Raw genomic sequence first — 18,415 nt, 5'->3', positions numbered from 1 at the left:
TACCAATGAGGCTTACGCAGTTACAAATGTATGGCCTGAAAAAAGTAAGGTCGAGTTTGGTGAAAGTATAAAGATTCACTATAATTTCGATGACAGAGAGCATTGCGTATCTATGCAGGAGCTCCTGAAGACGAATTGGTTTTTTTCAATATGTGTTAATGTACGAGTAAGATAATTATTTGGGGAAGGTGACTGATTGAGACGTATTATCATTATCCTGTTTGGAATTTTTGTCATCAGCTTTGCTTTAATATTAGGTATTAATTTTATTGGCTCCCCTGTACCTATAATTACGGAGAAATCAATTATCCCCATAGAGACAGAATTAAAATTTCATGAGGAAGGTGGCGAACCGCAAACCCAATTATTCTGGTGGAGAGAATAGCTGTTTAAGATAAGGGAGAGTGATACATAAAAAGATTATCTATTTGTTCATTAAATTAACGGGAAATGATAAACTCCATCTATTTAAAGGAGGCTGCGATACTAGTGGATATATTTTCCAATAGAAATGCGCCATTTTAGATAGTAGCGAAAATGTTTATTTTACAACTATTTCTAATAATTCAACATATTTACACGATGTTAAATCTAATGGAGAGAAGCTCTGGGATTTCAAAATTGAGGGCGTGAGTTTGGATCCCAAGCCAGCTTTCCGAAGCTGGCTTTTAATGTTGTGTCCAATAGTCGATATTCTTGATCGGCTCGATGGGAGCAGCTTTGGATTCAACGTTTTCCCAGCCTTGTAGTATTTTAATAGACTCGACTTGTCTTTTGTCGTCCCAAGGAATAAAGAGCTGATCCTCCAGACGGATTAGACACTTCTGGATCTCGCCCTTAGACTAGCCTGTTTTAACTGTCAATTCGTGCATCGATGGCATTCTTCTTCGGGCGTGAGAGTAGTTGTACAATATTCGATGGATCTTGCGCTCAAGATCTGAAAGCATCGTAGCACCTCCGAAGCTATTTGATTACTCTATCATAAGAGAACACATGTTCCATATCAACATTTGTGATGATCTGCAAGGTAATAGTACATATGATACAATGAGGGAAAAAATGGGAGAGGGAGTAGGATGAATAAATCTAAAAATATGGGGATGGTACGCAAGTTAGATGCGCTTGGCCGTATTGTACTGCCTATTGAATTGCGGCGTACCCTGGGAATCGAGCTTGGCGATCCGGTTGAATATTAGCTGAATGTATGTTTTGTTCCTCTACGGAGGGACTTGCCTACTTTAAAGAATATTTCATTTGCAGTTCTTGTATAAATGGGGTCCCAGAGAGGAAAAGTGCGGAAAAGGAACGGGGATCCAAAAAGGGAGTTGTTCCTTCCGTCGAAGCAGCCACAACAGAGACTATTGTTGAAAAGAAGGAGACCCGCGGTAAGGATACAGCGTTGAGGCTTGTTCAGATCATGGGAGAGTGCCCCGCTGCTTCACAAAAGAAATGGGCCGAGCTGCTTGGTGTATCCCAGGGTCGAGTGAGTCAGTTAATTCAAAAAATAAATGAGTCAGTTCCAAAGTCTTCCGTTGATGCTAGCGGCTCTAAGGCGGCAAGAGCGGCCACCTAAGAGCCGCAACGCACCGCTTCAGGGTTACTCAGGCCGATAACGTGAGTGCCTAAAAACATACTTACAGTAGTGCAAAGAGGCATTTTAGATGCTGATTCTTCCAATTGGAAGAATAGTGATGGAGATATATCACTTGTCTAAACATTCTCCACGTCGTTCGATGAGATAGTTACACCAAAAATGTTTTCAATTTTATTTTGTTAAGCAATCTCTATCTGTTCATCGATCAATATGCATAGCAGAAACAGTTTATTGTGTTTCTATAACACGTTGTTGAACAATAAAGTCAATGTTGAAAGAAGACGTTTATTGATTCAATAAGCTACTATTCTCCGTTTGTTAAAACACATCTATCCCTTAAGTCGTTTAAACTTGAAGAGATTAAGTAGTGCATAGAAGAAACGAAGTGTATCTTCCTGAGAGGAAATTAGATCTTCATGTTCGTCATATAATGCATTCGCTAGAGCATGATTTTTATTTAGATTTCCACCATAAAATCCATACACCGCTCGTGAAATTGTCCAAGCAAAGGAAGAACAATCAAGACGTCTCTTTTGTGAGGTTTTACCCGCTGTTGTTTTCCATGCCCATACTTCAGCTAACGCATTTAATGCCATTTCTGGCTTTCCTGCATCAAATTCTGTATTAAAACCTTCCTCGTGTCCGATACGTTTTACTTCGTCTAGACCAATCGGCTTTCCTACGATTAAACTTAGGTCCTTACGCATTAAGTCGCGAATCGAGGGAAAGTGTATTGTTGAGGAGTGTAATAAATCCTCTTTCCAAAACCATGAATCATCGGGGTCTTTCACTCCAGTGAAATCAATTTCATTTATTTCGTTCCATTGAGGTGTTGTTAAATCTGGAAGTCTATGTTTATCATTTTTTATTGATGTGATAGGAGAGGACTCTATGTAGTAGCAAGCACCTTTCTTACATCCATATTCTATCGTACTTCCTGTGTCTCCATAGACTAATTTTTCATCGAAGTCAGCAGGTACCACTTCTGTTACATGTTTAACGAAGAATTGCACTGCCTGAAGAACAGAATCGTCATCCTCTTTGCCTTCTATGCCAAGCCCACTGGGCCCCTGATAAATCGAAAACACACAAGAATTACCGATTTTATCTATGGCTGATATGGAATACTGAAATGCATTCTCTGCGTCAGATGTTTTATAATTGGGTTCTCCAAACAGTGCCAACAGAGATCCTCTAAATCGAGCGATGGCCTCCCCATTTTCAATCTCTAGAGATAGGATATTCGAGCCATCATCAATACTAGTATTTTTTTTATTTACGATAAAGTTATACATAATACTTCAAACCCTTCTTCAAAGAAATTTCATTTCAACAACATGGAGGGATGAATTGAATACAACAATTCAGTTTTAATTATCTACTGTAGATAATACAGCGGGGGTTTGCTTGTAGACATTTTTTCTAAGAAAACCTTTGAGGCGATTCTTGTCTGACCAATAGTACAAATTAAATTGGGAAATCTTGAGGGGGATGCTCTAATGATAACTTGTTTCGATTGAGAAAGTAAATAATTTCACCAACTAGGAATGAAATAACGGCCGGGTTTTCAATAATATATATGGATGAAGGCAATTCTGTGATCTCTTCGATTTCACGCATGTTTAGCATCCTTGGAGACGTCCCCTTTATTAAACGAGGCACAAAAACATGTGAAATTGAGCTAAGATCGTCAACAAGTATAACTACACTCCTATATACCTGGCGTTCAAATAAATATCCTTTTACCATCCGCTTCTTATAATTACCATCTAGCTTTTGAGCGTGGCTTTTTATATGACGGATTGTAATATGAAGTGCGACACCTACTGGAAATAAATAAAAAAGGGCCCATGGCCGGATTCGTGTAGAATGAAAGTTCTCACACAACCATTCACACAAGGAGAATCCACCATGAGCTACACACATCTTAGCATAATCGAACGCAGCAAGCTAGAAATCCTCCATCAGCAGGGAAAAACTTCACAAGACGTGGTCTCCAGAGCAAATCATGGCACGTTTTCGTAGGGACGGCTTGCCTGTTGTTTCCTTTAAAACCATCTATCGCTGGATCTACAACGGCCGGCTGATGCGTGGTTTGCTTCAAGTACTCCGTCACAAAGGAAAGCGTCAGAAACCAGCTGAAACGCGCGGTAGATTCAGGATTGGAAAGCCCATTGCTCAGCGTCCCAAAGAGGTTCGCTCTCGTGAAACATTTGGACACTGGGAGCTAGACACGATGGTTTCGAGTCGTGGAAAAAGCAAAGGATGCATCGCCACGTTCATTGAACGCAAGACACGTCTGTATACCGCCGTTCTCATGCCGGATCGGACAGCCTTGTCCATGGAAATCGCCCTCGGTGTAGCTATCTCACAGTACCCGAAGGGGACCTTTCTTACCGCCACGGCCGACCGTGGAAAGGAGTTTGCTTGCTATGCGAATGTAGAAGCAACCCATGACCTGGACGTTTATTTTGCTGATCCATATTCATCCTGGCAACGTGGTTCCAATGAGAATGCGAACGGACTACTTCGAGAGTTTTTCCCGAAAGGCACGGATCTTGCTGGGGTGGAGAACTGCTCATGAATCCTTTTCAGAGGAACTGTCGCACTTGACTTGACAATCCGTCATAATAAAAAACAGGTCAATTACGGTGGTATCTGACCATAATCAACCTGTTTGATGTATAGAAGTAGCGTTATTTAGAATATAAAATTAAAGCAATTGATGTGCGTACAACCCAAATGGACAATTTTTTTAAACGGGCGGTTTGTTTGTGTTTGCGTTTTGTTGAATTAATATTACCATTAAACTTCTTGCGAATGAACATTGTGGTTATATTATAATTGATCTACTACAAACTTAATATCATTATAATACCTTTGTAGAGTCAAGTTGTTTTGACCCAATACAGCTCCCACCAAATTATGTGGACTTTTATTGAAATTTGGAAGACCTCCGATATTTTTGATCATTGGGCCTTGTTCTTTATCAAATTCCCAAACTGCTCCAAAATGTTTAACAATCATCTCTCCAAAACAAAAGCCCGCCAAATAAATCTCATTTGGATTCAACCCCTGTGCAATTAGTTCATCCAGTTTAAGCAGTGCACTAGAACTTTCTAATTCGAGTTGATTTGTCTGAATGAAATTATCAATAGATTGTAACCAGTCATTTTCCAGGTAATTAGGTATTGTAAAAGGTTGGTTGGCTACATTTTTTGCAAACCATTCTAACCCAAACTTCTCCGTAATTTCTCCGAATAGTTTGAGAATAGAAAATAATTCTTCTTCGTTTTTATAAACATACCATTCATGAACTGTACCTTCAGCAAGTTGAGTACTACTGATTGACTTGAGGTCAGTTTGAAAGGTACAACGAATAGCGTAAGATTGATAGTCACTCAAATCAATTTCAATAATCTCTTTTGAAAAACCATCTCTTGATCTAACGAAAATCCAGGGGTTTATTGATGAATTTTGATATTCAAATGATAGTTTATGAAGTCTCTCAGCTAATTCTTTTTTAATTATGTTGGTGATATCCAATGGAATCGTCCCTTCTATATTACTGGTATTATTATCGGAATTCCCCAAGGAGCAGGTAAGCCTCCAAAGTTATTTTTTTTCTTAATAGTCCCATCTGGATTTAAAGAACCATTTGGAGAAAATTCCGCAGAAAATACTCTATTGAGAATTTCAATTAAGTCAAATTCATTCGGGACAGGTATGTTTTCAATTAGAAGTTTATTAGGATTAACTTTATTCTTATCCCTCTCCCCATAATATATCATACCTGGATGAATCGCATAGTATGTGTAATAGACGATTTCTTTCTTTGAATTATATGGGCTTGGAATAGAAATATTATCAGGATTCCATGATGTCCCAGCAACTGCTGTTGCTAAGGTATCTCCCCTGAATCCATTTACAATTATCCCAGTGATATAAGATTTTAATTGGTCCCTACCTGTAGCAGTTAATTTTGCATTATTAGCCCAAGTTATCGGTTTGAGTTCATAAATTTCATATTGATGTTCACTTACTTGTAAAGCTAGATCTACTCTTCCTCTTTTACCATTAGTTAGAGTAACACCTTTTTCAGTAAATGCAATAGGTGTTTTAGTGAATAAATTTATTAGTTTAAATATATTCTGTAAAGCTGTATGAGCATAATTGCCGTAAGTTGTTGTTCCAAACTTGTTATGCCCACTTGGATCTACATACTTCAATGGATTATTGCTTACATATGAATACAAGTTTAAACTTGACGGGTCTTCCAGTTCACCTTCATACGTATCTTCCCCAATAAATCGAGCCATGCCTGGATCGTACCAACGGGCTCGTAAATACTGTAGCCCTACTGCTTCATCCCAATACTCGCCCGAATAACGGAGTACATTTGAGACCGTTTCTTCTGTTGTGAGTGGTCCTCCCCAGATGTCATACGTATACTCATTCAACACTTGACCAGTATCGTCCACAAGTCCGACTACATCACCATGACCATTAAATTGGTAATATTCCAATTTTCCAGTTTGCTTGTCCTGGCGCGCCCATAGTTTTCCATACAGATCATAGATATATGCGTAGGTCAGTTCAGCCTTCCCGGACGCCACTTGGGCTTCCGCCATCAGTTTAGCTTCTTCATCGTAGTAATAACGGTTAGTTTGGTCGCCTTCGGTGCGCTCATACAGTAAACCGTCCCCGTTGTAGCTATACGTTATTGTCTTTCCTTCACCAGTCGCATTGACCAACCGATTCTGACTGTCATACGTGTACTCTGCATTTTTCAGACCGTATACCTTACCGCTGCCTGTAGTATACCTGTTGCCATTCGCATCGTACGTATACGTCTCCTGCACGGTACCAGATTCTGTTTGAATTCGACTAAGCTCGTCATACGTGAACTGGTCGGTTGTACCATTTTGAGTTCTAGAGGTGGTGTTTTTATTTCCATCGTATTGATAGTCGAATTGGTGCATTGAAGTCGTTCCTTGGGAAACGGTGACTCCTGACAGATCATATCCGTCGTACTGATAGCTTGTGCTAAGGCCTTTCCCAAACGATACGTTTTCCAGCAAACTGTTCGACGCATAACTAAAGGTCATTCGATCCACAGGCGTCTGGGCCGATGCTTCGAGCGCTGAAGCGCCCCCTGTTCCTGAGGTGATATCCATGGAAGTGACCCGGTTCATCATGTCCAATTCACCGTGTACCCGCAAGGATTGTCCGTTTGCATCAGTAAGGGTATATCCTAACCGCTGCTGGGTATTGTTTTCATATTTCAGCTCGGTTCCATCCGGGAAGGCGAGCCCACTGAGCATACCATCCGTATCACGGTATGAATAGGTCGTTTTGCCGTGATCATCCGTCATCGACGTTCTACGGCCCATCTCGTCGTAAGTATACGATACAGACGTATCCGGACCTTTGAACCCTGTAAGCATGTTGTCGCTATTATACGTATACTCGGTGATCTTCCCGAGCCGATCCTGCTTTTTGATCAAATTGCTCTTTTTATCATAATAGAAGGTAGTCGCAGAACCATCCAGCTTCGGTGGGGTCTGCTTGATGATCCGGCCCAATTCATCATACTGTTTGGTCACCGTTTGTCCGTTAGCAGAAACAACTTGGGTCACTTGCCCCAGATAGTTGTAAAAATAACGACTGGTTTCTTGTTTTGGCGTGGTTGCCGTAGCGATTTGGCCAAGCGCATCATACGTATATGTTGTCCGCTCCCCATTACCATCAATGGACACAGTCACGTTTCCGCTTAGGTCATACTCACTTTGTTGTAACGGAGTAAATTTGCCGTCTCGATACTCCTCTAATGCTGTCGTACGTCCCAGCATATCCAATATCTCGCGTGTTTGATACCCTGAAGCGTCCTGGTACGTAACGGTTTGTCCAACAGGATCGATGGTTGTTTTTTCCGTGGTTCCATCTGGATATTGAGTCTCCGTTTTTTGTCCAAACGCGTTGACCACATACCTCGTCACATTACCCTCGGCATCTTCCGAAGCTATCACATTGCCTTCACCATCATAGGCATATTTATAAGTTGCACCCGCAGTTTCTTCTTCCACAAGTAGACCAAGCGGATTAAACCGCTGTGAAGTGACTAAGCCGTCGGCTGACATAGTTGTAATGATGTTATTTGTATCATCATATGAGTTCGTTGATTGCGTACCATCGGCATGTTGAATCTGAAGAAGACGCCCAATTTGATCATATTTTTTCGTTTCTTGTTCACCGGCAGCGTTCGTCGTTGTCTCCAGTTGACCGGCAGACGTATAGCTATACGACTCCACTAGAGATTCTGCTTTGCCAGCGGCATCATGCACGTTCAGCGAAGTCGATTCCAACAGATGCCCTGCACTCAGTTGATAAATGAGTGTCACAGTACGATCTTTGGCCAGCGTACCACCTTTGTTGGTTTTGCTGATGACGCGGCCTTTATCATCCAGCTTCACTTCTGAATCGGAGAGTACTTGTCCGCCATATCCGTTTTTGATAGTGCTACGTAACATGGAACCTTGATTATTGTATGTTGTTTCACTATACTGCTCCAACGTACTGTTCACTTTTGTAGTATTTCGAACAGGTTTAACCCAATGGTAGGGGGATTTTCCCGTTTCATAAGCAAAGGTGGATTCCTGTCCTGTGCTTTGCTTCGCTGACGTTAACATACCGTTAGTATCGTATGTCATAGTCATAGTCAGCTTCTCGCCAGAAAGACCACTTACACTGACCCACTCTGTCATTAGGGTCGGGAGATTCCGTTTCGTTTGGCTGTCGTATTGAAATGTCGTGGTATAGGTTGCGTCATCACCAGTTAATGTATGCTGATCTGCAAAAATCAGTTCAGGCTCAGTGGCAGCGCCATACGTTTTGGAGAACGTCCACGTATCCACGGTATGTGCAGCCTTAATTTTCGTTGTCCATGTGGCTGGTTGGCCATAAGAGTCCAGATCTTCTCCAGAATACTCAAAGTTGATTTTGTCCAACGTACCTTCGCCATCGGTCGTACTGAAATGGCTCTTGCGCTCTCTCACTTTAAAGACGAAATAGGAAGAAGCATCACCCATTTGCTTGATCGCCGGAATGTATGCGTAATCCGTAATGGCAGAAGATGGACTCGTAATACGCGACAATAAAGCAGTATGCATTATACCATGCGCATTCTGATTGCTTTGCAGCTCAGGCAGGAAATTGAATTTGGATTCCGGATAGTAATACGTATACGTCGTTGTCCGATCCAGTGCATCGGTAAACTCTCGCAAAATGCGAATACCTTCATCTTCCCGCTGTGTATACGTTACTTTCCGGTCCGTTCCGGCAAGCTGTACGGTAACCTTCAGGTTGTCATAAGCAAAAGTCAGTGCCTGACCTTCACTATTTTGAATCCGGGAGATGACTTGGTTTCCATCCAATGTTGTATATTGAAAATCCACCGTATTCCGGTAACCATCTGTAATTTGCAGTAACTCTCCGGTTCCGTTAAACAAATAATCGTAGCCATTCCGGATCGACAAACGGTAACTGCTGGACTGACCATCCACAGTCACAGTCGTATCTTGCTTCACGGTTAAATCATTCCATACGTAACCTTCAAGCTCAAGATTAGCGTTTAGGCGATAATAACCTACGCCTGGAATAAGGATAAACCGTTCATCCCCGCGAGTTTCCATGTAGGGTATATCCCAGCGCCACCCTTGTCCCAATCCCGTATTGAGTTCTTCCTTACGTGGCGTGACTACATTGGAATAGGTTTGTGTCGTTTCGTCGTATTGAACGCCGAGCTGTCCACTTGCTCTAGCACTGTCATAGATACGTGTCAGATCAAACGGAATCAGGCCTGGTAGAGAGAGGTCTGTGCTACTAACCATCATCTCCCCTGTAGCAGTGGAAATCGATTCCGCTCCATAAGACGTCATGTACAGTGATGCATCGTCCCGGATATCGACATGGTTTAGCCCCGTTTCATCCACGGTCGTTCCGGTACCTGGAGCATCTTCTACAATGGCGTTAATTGAAAATGTGTTTTCTTGTGGCGATCCGGAAGGGCTTAGCCCCTCCATTTGAATCGGTTTACTAGTCTCTTGCGTTTCTAGCCATTTCTCTGCTGCCTCGCCGCCTGTGCGGTCTGTTTGTAAAGCCTTGTACAGTTGATACAATGAGTACCCTTGATCTAGTTTCTGTACAATCCAATCTTCTCCAATACCAAATTGCTCTTTTAAACTATGGATTGTAATGTAGGTTGCAGAAGGAATAGAATCCTTCCCTTCTGCCGCAGCTGCTTGTCCCCCATATCCAAAAGAACCGAGTCCACTAAGTACCAAAATGGCGCAAAGCCAAATGATCGTTATTTTCTTAAACACTCCATCACCTCAACCTAGATTTAGACAATTATTAATTAAAGGGGTAAATCTTTTTCGTACGTTTCGTCAGGTTTCCATTGCGATCATACTCAAATACAATCTGATCTCCCGTAAATAACACAACTTTAAGCAATTGATTGCCATAGCCATATTCATAAGAGCTATCATTACGAATGTACATTTGAGCAGCCTTAATGACCCCTTGAACTGATTTTCCATCCTTTTCACTCAGCTTCAGATAATAGGTCTGTCCACCCTGAAGCTCCCACTCCAGCACGGTATACTGTTCACCATACACCTGCTCCTGTTCCACTGAAGCTGCTATTGCATTGCTCAGTTCCTTATCTGTATATAACTCAAGCCTAGGTTCGATCGAAAAGTCTCCTGACTCTTTAATTGCGATCCGATACTTACCAGTACCGTATGGGGAAAAACGATAATACACATTGCCTTGCTGAACAGTAGGCAACGCCGTCTCTACACTCTCATACAAGGTCAGAAACTCCACATTCACTTCCTTGACCACAAATTGGCGATAAGCACCTACAAGATGCAGCGTTTGAGTTGATACGTTCTGCACCTGGATGTCAGAATGCCCAGGCACAAATTGTGCTCCTGTCGCGTTCTTTCCTTCTCTAACAATGACTTGGTTCTGGTCTCGAATAACGTAATCATAGCCTCCTCCTTCTATAGGAGGTCCCGCAAGCATTGCTTCATAGGATGATGTATTCGAGAACAACACCGTGTTGTTTGGCGCCAAATCCCGTTTGATGAGTGCAGGTTCCTGACTCGAACTGACTGTCACAGGAGAGGCATATTGGATCGTTACCGGCTCCGAAGATACTACGGTGACGACAAGCGTTGCACCCGCTGGAATCTCCAATGTTGCATGACTTCTACCTTCCACAAAGTACAATGCTTTATCCGTTTTATCGTAGACCACATAATCCACAACGGAAGTTTCTCCTGCGATCCGTTGAAGTTCAGCAGGTTCCGAACCCGGATTCGTAAACACTGCGCTCTGCCCTTGGTTGATGGTGATTTCCAATTCAGGTGAAGGCACTTCATCGTCTTGTCCGCGGAAGACGCGGTAAATTCCTCCAAACGTTATAGGTTGACCAGAGACATTCGTAACGACAACTTTCTTGCCACCCAAAATTGTCGGTTCAATCGCAGTTGCTGTTCTGCTACTGGACTCGGTTCCATCTACGTTGTAAATCGTGTAATCATACACTCGTCCAGCGCTGCTGGAAGCATCGTTTCGGAGTCTTTCCGAATCTGAACTCGTATTGTTGAAGGCGTAACTCTCCCCTTGATTCAAAGTCACACGCAGATAAGCCGGTTCCTGGCTATCCACTACAGAGAAATCATCCGTGTATTCGAATAATACGGGTGTACTTCCCACTACGGTAACGATGGCTTCACCACCGGATGGAATTGTAGCGAGACTACCATTGTTATTGAATTTGTCACTGTGTGCTCTACCATCCGCTTTATACACCGCGACATCATATAGAGAACCTACCGACTTGGCATTACTCCGGATCGGGTTGCTAAGTGAACCGCCATTATGGAATTTTACAGATTGGCCTGGAGACACGGTAATCTTGCTTAGCGCTTCATTCGGTCGACCCTCTACATCAAAAATCGTGTAAATCGCACCTATGGTTACCGGTTGAGCGGATACATTCGTAACTACAGCTTTGTTCCCATAAAATACAACAGGTTCAACTGCCGTTGCTTTTTTTGTACTCCGTTCTGTGCCATCAGGGTAATATGTCACGTAGTCGAATATGCGCCCTTGGCTGGTAGACGCATCACTGTCGAGATATTCCCGGTCGGTACTGTTATTCCAGAATGTCACGCTTTCTCCCTGGTTCAGTGTTACCCGATGGTACGCAGGTTCCATGCTGTCTTCGACCGAGAAATCATCCGTGTAGCTAAACTCAATGGGGACCTGTCCGACAACGGTCACAACTGCATAACCCTGAGAACGAATGATCGGATTTGTATTTTTGTTGAAGCCATCTGAATGAACGACGTCTTCTGCTGTGTACAGAACATAATCAAAAAGGGCTCCGTTTGAGCTGCTCGCATTGTTTTTAATCGGATTGGCTAAGGAACCATTATTTCGAAAAATCACGGATTCTCCGGGATATACGTTAACTCGAGTAATGGCATCGCCACCAGCCTTTTGAACATCAAATGTCCGATACGGTACACCATACGTTACGGGTGTTGCTGTTACCAAGGTCACTACAGCGGTTCTCCCCGCAGCTACCGTGGGCTTAGTCGATGTATTCGTCCCGGTGGAACTTTCCGTCCCGTCCGGAAGATAAACGACATAATCATGTTTGTCTTTGGTGGACCCATCACTTTGGAGCGCATCAGATTTAGCGCTGATATTGGTAAATTGGTAGCTTTCGCCTTGACCCAGCGTCACTCGGGTATACGCAGGTTCATCGCTCCACTCGCCACTGTAGACTTCGTAAGGGAGTCCGACGGTAACCGGTTGTGATCCGGCACCTGTAATGATGAGCTCGTATCCTGCCCCTATGTAAGGTTTACCGGTTGATTCAAAATTTGAACTACCCAGACTTCCATCTTCATGATAAATGGCATAGTCATATCTTCGGTCTTGAGCAGTAGACGTGTCCGCGCTTATGGCTCTCGACTGTGTACCTTCATTAACGAACCGATAGCTCTCGCCTTTAGACAAAGTTACTTTGTTTAAAGCAGGATTGGCGGATATATTATAGGTGAAATCAGCCGGTATAGCTGCTGTAAAAGCATTGCTCCCACTTGAAGTCACAACAGCGGTATACCCTGCTCCTACGGATAAGCTGCTCGTTGAATTCAAGTTATCTGTTGAAATACTTCCATCTGCTCTATATACGACATAGTCATAAGAACTGCTTCTCGATGTGGCAGCATCTGTGCTCAAGGACCGAGTGCGAGTTCCAGTATTCGTGAAACTATAAGAATCACCAGGATACATTACAATAACTTGCTCTTCAGCTAATGCCATGGCTTGAGTCGTAAAGAAACCCTCACCATACGTATCTTCAGTTACCGTTGGTGTATCTTCTAGATCTTCGATATCTTCATCCACACCCTCTGGTTCTTCGTGAATGTCCGGATCAAAAACATCCAGATTTTCAGCGTCTGGTAAAGCTAAATCCTCCATAGATACATCAACATTCTCCGCGCTGCTTTCGGTCATTATTATGGCATCTGCTTGATCCGAAAGCGCATATCCGCTTGTCGGAAGAATAGTCCCCATCACGAACAAAACGACCAGAAAAACGATAAAACTTTTTCTCAAACTCATGAAAGTTGCCTTCCTCCTTTAAGTCTTTTATCCATTTGATACCTTAAGAGTGATATAAATGGAGTCTAATAAATGATTATCGGCATTTTCCTAATTTTAGGATATAGTAGGATAGTCCTTACTTTCAGGGACTATTTTCCTTTTAAAATTCGGATAACAAGTATTTAATGATCCCATTTGTCAACACTGGACAATTCAGACAAATTAACGCAAGGAGAGTATCCTATTAATTCCCTTAACAAAAAAAGCCGCCATATTGGCGACTTCTACGAACTATATTGCTCTGCACTCAAATTCATCTTTCTACGACAGAGTGACGCTACACGAAGAATCCTTTCTTAAATATTCCCCGGCATACGAATGCCTTGCCATCCACTTACATCACATTGTCCATATGTATTATCTCCGACAGCAACCAACGTACCGTCTGATTTAAGTCCTACAGTATGGGCACAACCTGCCGCTACGGCAACAATATCGTGCCAGTCACTTACATTACACTGGCCATACGTATTCCAGCCTGCAGCGGAAACCGTACCGTCTGCTTTCAGGCCAATGGTATGATTACTCCCCACCGCAATCGCCTCGACACCGTGCCAGCTGCCTACATCGCATTGACCATGTTTATTACTACCCACAGCGAGCACCGTACCGTCTGATTGTAGACCAGCGGAATGGAGATAACCCGCAGCGACCATTACCACATTACGCCAGCCACTGACTTCACATTGGCGATATCGGTTATTCCCTACAGCCAGCACGGTTCCGTCTGCCTTCAGGCCGAGGGTATGCCAGTCTCCTGCAGTTACTGCCACCATATCATTCCAACTACTTATCTGGCATTGACCTTCTTGATGCCGACCCACAGCGACCACCTTACCATCCGACTGCAGACCGATGGTGTGACGCCAACCCGCCGCAATGGCTACAATATCGTGCCAGTCGGTTACCTCGCACTGGCCATCCTTGTTCCATCCCACAGCCTCCACGGTGCGATCCAATTTCAGTGCGATGGTGTGGACATTGCCTGTATTTGTCGCCATATGTACATTACCTGCTGCGACCGCAATGATATCCCGCCAGCCGCTGACTTCACATTGACCCATTTTATTATCACCAACAGCCATCACCAGACCGTCAGATGTAAGCCCAACGGTATGACGGCGTCCCGCCGCGATCGGATCTTTGGGCCACTTTTTTATCTTTAACATCGCTTGATTCAGTGAACCATGTTCCATGCTGAAGTACCTCCCTTGAAGCAAGTTTCTTGCGATAGCCATTTCTCAACTTAACTTCCCTGAACTACTCCTCTTTTCGCCTGAAGCACATCTTGCCCAGAAGAAGTCCTGTGCCCGAGGAACAAATCAGATATCCAAAGAATAAAAAAACCAAGAAAACAGCATGAAGATCTTCAGGAATCTGAAGCACACCTTCAAACCAAGCCAAACGAAAAGGATACAGTAGCGCTACCCAGATGATCAGCAAAACTAGAATAAAATTAATGATTTTCCTCACTGTAATGATCCTTTCAGGGCCTGTATGGTGTCCGTTATGTTATACCAATAATACTTCAATCAGGATGGTTTGTCTTTTTCTAGTTAAAACTGCAAAGAAGCCTCCACTCCACATTACTGCGGAGCAGAGGCTGCATCCTTCCATCTACTTCCCCTAAACTCAGCTGAGCGGCGCAGGCTCCACAACGTCCGGGATTTCGGGTAAACGCTGTTTGCGTTCCATCCCCAGACTGATCACAAGCCCAAGCAAACCCAGAGCCGCGATGACTGATGCGTACAATGGTACGGAAATAAGTCCCGTATGCGTAATCGCGAACCCGCCAATATAGGCTCCACCTGCATTCCCCAGGTTAAACGCGGAGTGGCTTGATGTGGTCGCAAGCAGCGGTGCTTCGCGAGTCATATTCATGATTCGAATCTGCAGACCCGGCATAATCCCGAACGCCGCAACACCCCAGCAGAAGATTGTAATGACCGCCAGATATGGATTCTCCAGCGTCAAAGTGAGTGCAGCCAAAAGTACAGCCAGCACGCCGAAGTTGACCATCAGGGACGGCATCAGTTTCCAGTCGGCCAGCCGGCCACCCAACATGTTCCCGAGCGTCACACCAACGCCGAACAGTACCAGTATCCATGTTACACTTTGCTCCGCAAATCCGCTGATATCCACTAACATGGGTGTAATATACGTAAATACCGCGAAGAGGCTTCCACAACCCATGGCACCAATGAGCAATATTAATAACACCTGAGGACGAACAAGATTACGGAACTGCTGTCCGAGGTTCGCAGGCTCCCCTTGCGAAATAACCGGAATGAATCGAATGATGCCGATCAATGAGACAATACCCAGGATCGTAATGGCCCCGAATGATGATCTCCATCCGAGCTGTTGGCCGATAAATGTACCGAAGGGTACCCCAATAATGTTTGCAATCGTAAGTCCTGCAAGCACAACGGACACCGCGCCCGCCCTTCTCTCAGGCGCAACCAGACGAGTGGCCATGAGCGACCCTACGCCGAGAAATGTACCATGTGCAAATGCAGTCAAAATGCGTGCCGAAATCAGCAAGCCATACGTTGGTGCAATGACGGATAGTGCGTTACCGATGATAAAAATGCACATCAGCAGCACCAGCAGTTTTTTCTGCGGTATCTTATGGGTAAACACGGTCAGAATCGGCGCGCCAACGGCGACTCCCAGTGCATAGCCCGTAATCAGTTGGCCTGCCTGCGGAATACTCACATGCAGATCGGCAGCCACATTCGGCAGCAATCCCATAATGATAAATTCGGTCATTCCAATAGCGAATGCTCCTACCGTCAGGCATAGAAGGGATAACGGAAATGCCCCTCCTTTTCCCGATTTCGAAGCACGTCGTTCTGTCTTGTTCATATGATGTTCTCTTCTCCTGTCTCCATCTTCTGTCTCTGTTGTAATTCCTATTTCTTAATTATTCTTGGAAGACATTCCTTCCGCCTTCACCCACATCGCCTCGTTTAACGACTCAAACGTTTCCAGCATCGCAAGCTTGTTCTGCCAGTGTGCGGGGATGCCGCTCCGTCCGTAATAGGCACCCGCAATCTGTCCGTACACGGCACCGGTTGTATCTGCATCATCACCGAGATTAACGGCCAACAGTGCACCTTCTTCAAACGTGGAAGACTTATGAAAAGCCCACAATGCCGCTTCCAACGAACGGACGACATAGCCGCTCCCCTGAATTTCAGGAGGTTCCTTATCGCGGTAGGATCCACGCACAACCTCTTCAATCGCTGGGGTAAAAGAAGCCTCACTTCTCCACTGATGGCATGTCTCCGACAGCAGCATGGTATGCTTGTCCGCTCCACGCAGTCCTGCAACCAGTATAGCTGCCAGCACCTCGCAAGCTTCCACGCTTTCCGTGGCTGCATGGGTAGTGCGTGAGCTCAGCTTCCCATAATGCACAGCATCCTGCGGATGGTTGGCATATGCCATAGCAATAGGCGCGAGCCGCATAATTGATCCGTTACCGGCCGTCATCGGATCCGTAGATCCGCTATAAGGCTCTTCGGTCACCCTGAATCGCTCCAGCGCATTTCGCGTGGCCCCACCAATATCAAAGCATGTTCCGGTACTGCTCATGTAGCCGACTTCATACCAATTCGTGTATCTGCGCATCTGATCCGCCGGATCAAAATGTTCTTTTCTCACCAGACTTTCGGCCAGACATAGCGCCATTGACGTGTCATCCGTCCACTGTCCGGGAGCCAAGCCAAACACACCGCCCCCCACAATATCGGTTACAGGCTCAAATGTGCCTGGGCTGCTAAACTCCACTGTCGTTCCCAGTGCATCCCCTGCCGCTAGTCCAAGTAAACATCCGTTAAATCGATCCTTATCCAGCATCGCCGGTCCCTCCTCTGCGTCCTAACTTTCAACATATCTCTTCCATTCTCCCACAAGGGCTGTTCTGCCGTAAAGAATTTTAAAAAGATGCAGCCTGGCTTCTTTAAATCGTACAAATTCTCAAGGGCTCTCTTCTATTATAAATGTGTCGAAAAAGGTGGAACGCTTGTTATCTCTCCATATCGCAAAAAAAGTTTATTTTTTTTCAACGGAGAAAACCGTTTTTTCAGTACACCGCTTACATGCATAGGTCATAACGGTTTGCCACCTTCGCCACTTTCTGAAAACACGTCATTTATGTGCAAATTTTCAATGTGAACAATCATGACGCGCTTGACCCCTAAGTTTGTCCCATGTTACGGTTTTATTAGCTTCAACGCTTAAATTTTTCCACATTTATAATTCTCAACAAGCATTCGCGTCAACTAATCTGCCGCAACGCAAAAGTAACAAAGGGGAAATTTGCAATTTTTTCTTTTGTTTTATCCCAAAACAAATTCTGAAACAGGAGGAACAAATTTATGATTAAGGCACTGGTTTTTGATTTCGATGGAACGATTATTGATACGGAGACAGCATGGTATATCGCTTTTCGTGATGCCTACAAGGAACACGGCGTGAACTTGACCCTGGAGATATATTCGCAATGCATTGGTACCAGTCTGAAAACATTCAATCCCTATGAGTACCTCATCACAGATTTGAATCTTCCGATCGATCGGGAAGCGTTCAGGGAAGCGGTTCAGCTGCAGCATGCAGCACTGATGAACAAGGAGCAGGTAAGACCAGGCATCCAGAATTACCTCGAAGCGGCACGCGAGGCCGGATTAAAACTGGCCGTTGCCTCAAGCTCCAAACGGGAGTGGGTCGAACAGCATCTGGAACAACTGAAACTGAAGGATTACTTCGAAGTGATTCGAACAGCTGACGATGTGGCCCATGTGAAGCCTGACCCGGAATTATACGCTCAAGCACTGGAAGCGCTTGGAGTAACTGCAGACGAAGCCGTAGCGATTGAGGATTCACCTAACGGCGCACGTGCAGCTGCTGCAGCTGGTATTCACTGTGTCGTAATCTCCAATACCATAACAGGAACGCTGGATTTCGATATGCCTCACCAACGGCTGTCATGCCTGACCGACCTCGAATTAAACGATTTGATCTCGAAACCCCTCGTCACCACCGTCTAGGTCTGCACGAATTTCG

General features: G+C 44.3%; 10 protein-coding genes and 1 pseudogene. 4 read left to right on the top strand and 7 right to left on the bottom strand.

The window, feature by feature from the left end; all coding sequences use genetic code 11:
- The first annotated feature begins 196 nt into the window (after positions 1 to 196).
- On the top strand, positions 197 to 385 hold the full coding sequence (locus ABGV42_RS23540) for a hypothetical protein (RefSeq protein ID WP_347383940.1): 189 nt from the start codon (positions 197 to 199) through the stop codon (positions 383 to 385).
- A 691-nt stretch (positions 386 to 1,076) separates the two neighbouring features.
- On the top strand, positions 1,077 to 1,196 hold the full coding sequence (locus ABGV42_RS23535) for an AbrB/MazE/SpoVT family DNA-binding domain-containing protein (protein ID WP_347383939.1): 120 nt from the start codon (positions 1,077 to 1,079) through the stop codon (positions 1,194 to 1,196).
- A gap of 727 nt (positions 1,197 to 1,923) precedes the next feature.
- Here the strand turns inward: ABGV42_RS23535 and ABGV42_RS23530 are convergent.
- Positions 1,924 to 2,889 (bottom strand): hypothetical protein, encoded by a 966-nt coding sequence (locus ABGV42_RS23530; RefSeq protein WP_347383938.1) that lies wholly within the window; start codon positions 2,887 to 2,889, stop codon positions 1,924 to 1,926.
- A gap of 695 nt (positions 2,890 to 3,584) precedes the next feature.
- Between ABGV42_RS23530 and ABGV42_RS23525 the strand changes: the two are divergent.
- Positions 3,585 to 4,163, top strand: a pseudogene (locus ABGV42_RS23525) (IS30 family transposase); the annotation flags it as partial.
- Between the two features lie 269 nt (positions 4,164 to 4,432).
- Here the strand turns inward: ABGV42_RS23525 and ABGV42_RS23520 are convergent.
- The 6 genes from ABGV42_RS23520 to ABGV42_RS23495 form a co-directional block, all read right to left on the bottom strand.
- Positions 4,433 to 5,188 (bottom strand): hypothetical protein, encoded by a 756-nt coding sequence (locus tag ABGV42_RS23520; RefSeq protein ID WP_110757854.1) that lies wholly within the window; start codon positions 5,186 to 5,188, stop codon positions 4,433 to 4,435.
- Positions 5,155 to 9,975: an RHS repeat-associated core domain-containing protein gene (locus tag ABGV42_RS23515; protein ID WP_347383937.1), complete on the bottom strand. Its 4,821-nt coding sequence runs from the start codon at positions 9,973 to 9,975 to the stop codon at positions 5,155 to 5,157. Before ABGV42_RS23515 ends, ABGV42_RS23520 begins: the two co-directional genes overlap by 34 nt.
- A 31-nt stretch (positions 9,976 to 10,006) precedes the next feature.
- The gene (locus ABGV42_RS23510; protein ID WP_347383936.1) at positions 10,007 to 13,306 is read right to left on the bottom strand and encodes a hypothetical protein; all 3,300 of its coding nucleotides are present in this window, start codon (positions 13,304 to 13,306) and stop codon (positions 10,007 to 10,009) included.
- A 338-nt stretch (positions 13,307 to 13,644) separates the two neighbouring features.
- Positions 13,645 to 14,544, bottom strand: coding sequence for an RCC1 domain-containing protein (locus tag ABGV42_RS23505; protein WP_347383935.1), 900 nt, complete (start codon positions 14,542 to 14,544; stop codon positions 13,645 to 13,647).
- 436 nt (positions 14,545 to 14,980) lie between these two features.
- On the bottom strand, positions 14,981 to 16,216 hold the full coding sequence (locus ABGV42_RS23500; protein ID WP_347383934.1) for an MFS transporter: 1,236 nt from the start codon (positions 16,214 to 16,216) through the stop codon (positions 14,981 to 14,983).
- 54 nt (positions 16,217 to 16,270) lie between these two features.
- Positions 16,271 to 17,209 (bottom strand): ADP-ribosylglycohydrolase family protein, encoded by a 939-nt coding sequence (locus ABGV42_RS23495; RefSeq protein ID WP_347383933.1) that lies wholly within the window; start codon positions 17,207 to 17,209, stop codon positions 16,271 to 16,273.
- Positions 17,210 to 17,730: 521 nt separating this feature from the next.
- On the opposite strand from ABGV42_RS23495, the gene ABGV42_RS23490 reads away from it, so the two are divergent.
- Entirely contained in the window at positions 17,731 to 18,399 is a 669-nt protein-coding gene (locus ABGV42_RS23490; RefSeq protein WP_347383932.1) for an HAD family hydrolase, read from the top strand.
- Positions 18,400 to 18,415: the final 16 nt, after the last annotated feature.

Source organism: Paenibacillus pabuli (assembly GCF_039831995.1).
GTDB lineage: Bacteria > Bacillota > Bacilli > Paenibacillales > Paenibacillaceae > Paenibacillus > Paenibacillus pabuli_C.
The sequence above is the reverse complement of the archived record's forward strand: the minus strand, read 5'-3'. Positions and strand labels throughout refer to the sequence as shown.